The organism is Microbacterium sp. CCH5-D1 (genome assembly GCF_001557335.1).
In the GTDB taxonomy this organism is placed as follows: Bacteria; Actinomycetota; Actinomycetes; order Actinomycetales; family Microbacteriaceae; genus Microbacterium; species Microbacterium oxydans.
On sequence record NZ_LSJW01000112.1, the window covers coordinates 1 to 2,130 of the forward strand.

Below are 2,130 nucleotides of genomic sequence, written 5' to 3' on the forward strand. Positions count from 1 at the left end.
CTCCACCTCCACCTCCACCTCCACCTCCACTGCCACCAAAGGTTCCGCTGCCACCGGGTTTCATGTCCGCAGCAGCTCCTTGCGTCGAACCGTCGGTCGGGAACGAGCAGCGCTGGTCGGTCGTGGTGTTCGCCATCGCCGGCTCGGATCCCACCAGGCAGGGCCGCGGACGGAGGGTGCGCCATGTCGCATCCGGATCTCCCATCCACTGGTGGGGAGGGTTCGGTGGTGGTGCCAGCACAGCGCGACGCCGTTGTCGGTATGAGTCGCTCCACCGCGGGCGTGCTCGTCCACGTGATGGATCTCGCACCAGGCCGCGGGCACATGGCAGCCGGGGATGAGGCATTCACGGTCGCGGAGAGTGATCGCCCGGCGTTGATGGGCATTGAAGATGCGGTCGGAGGTGTGGATTCCGATGATGCGCCCAGCCGGGTCGAACAGGACCCGCTGCACGCCGCCCCCGCACGCGGTGTGCGCGGCGACTCCGGTGGACACGGGGGTGTCGATCCCTTCGATGCGAGCCCATCCGGAACCGGTGGCGTAGTCCTCGGCGGTGACGGTGACGACCAGCGTCGGTGCGGCACCTCCCAGGCGGGGCGTGTCATCGTGACGTGCAGCGATGGAGAGCACGGCGGCGAGCGTGTCGTGCTGCTTCTGCGCGCGCGTCCGGGGGTCGATCGTCCGCACCGGGTCCTCGGATGGCAGGAAGCCATGATCCGCCCCCTCGACCTCCGGCGAAGAGGTGCGCGCCGTGTCGGAGGGCCGGAAAGCGACACCAGGTTGCGGCGGGCCGTCGACCTTCGGGTTCAGGTACGCGTCGAAGAGGCGTCGCAGCTGTCCTGCGACCTCGGGGAGCAGCCCACCCCGGATCGGGATCACCCCGTCCTTGGCCCGACCGAGGACGATCCCCCGCGCCCGCATGGCGATCTCGTCCGCAGGCTCGGCACCATCCGGATCGAGATACTGCACCATCACCTGCGCCAGCACCCGCAGGTCTTCCGGAGTCGCCGGAGGAGCGGTGTCGTCGTCGAACCCCGACTCCGCACCGCCGTGGTCATCCGCGCGCTGCTCGGCGACCGGAAGCCCGCGCGCATACGCCGCCAACTCCGCATCGGCCCGCAACCTGTCCGCCGTCCCCACCCTGGCGCCGGCCCGTTCGATCGGACCGATCGCCGCGAGAACCCCGTCGACCCCCACCGTCCCGTCGAGGAGGGACGCGCGCAATGCCGGCCACCGTGCCGGCAACCAGCCGCCCGACGTCAGATCGACCTCCCGCCGCACCGCCCTCGCGGCCTTCACGACCCGGGTGGCACCCGTCGCATCCACCCGCAGCACCCGCTGCAGAAGCTCGCCGACGGTTCGGCACCCGAAGAGGCCGCAGAACGCGAGGTCGCCCGAACCCGCCGGGCGTGACTCCACCGATGCGACGACCCCCACCACCACGGCCTCCACGCGCCGCTGCGCTTCACCCGCCATTCGCAGCAGCTCCATCTTCGATTCGTCGCTCAAACCCACCACCGCCTCGGAACGCAGCACCGCATCCAGGTCGGCGACGACCTGGCTGAGCGCATCCACAGGAGTGTTCATACCCGAAGTCAACTCGGGGCCACCGACATTCATCCCGGGATAAGCCCAGTTCAGAGCAATATTCCAGAACACAGATAGAGGCCTCCAACACTCCACAAAGCCGGCGGAAAGCGAGTACTCCACAGCTGCCGCGCACCGAGAAGCCAGGGCACCCCGAGCACTCCGCACCGGATGCAGAATCGACACACCCCCTGGCGTCACGCTCTCCGCGGATATCGATGGACGACAGAGCGCGGCGAAGGCCACATCGATGCCGACGCGTCCGATCTCGATTTGACGCTCGCGAGTTCACGAATTAAATTACAGATCGGTAACGGTGGCATCCGGGGGGATCGACCGCCGCGTACATCTGCCTCCCGGAAGGATCCCGTCACGAATTCCCTGCCCCCCGAGCGCGCTCACGAAGCCTCGGAAGCTCCGACAGAAGTCCCCGATCCGACTCGACCGCTTCTCCGTCGTCATCGTCGACGCCAGGCGACCGCAGACGCGCACTCCCCCCTTCCGTCGAACGCCGCCGACACGCTCCCCCTCGCCGACGCGACC

Annotated in this window: 1 protein-coding gene; it reads right to left on the reverse strand. The window is 68.6% G+C overall.

The features are described from left to right. Positions 1-60 precede the first annotated feature (60 nt). Positions 61-1,587 (reverse strand): HNH endonuclease signature motif containing protein, encoded by a 1,527-nt coding sequence (locus AX744_RS07360; protein WP_061016078.1) that lies wholly within the window; start codon positions 1,585-1,587, stop codon positions 61-63. Positions 1,588-2,130: the final 543 nt, after the last annotated feature.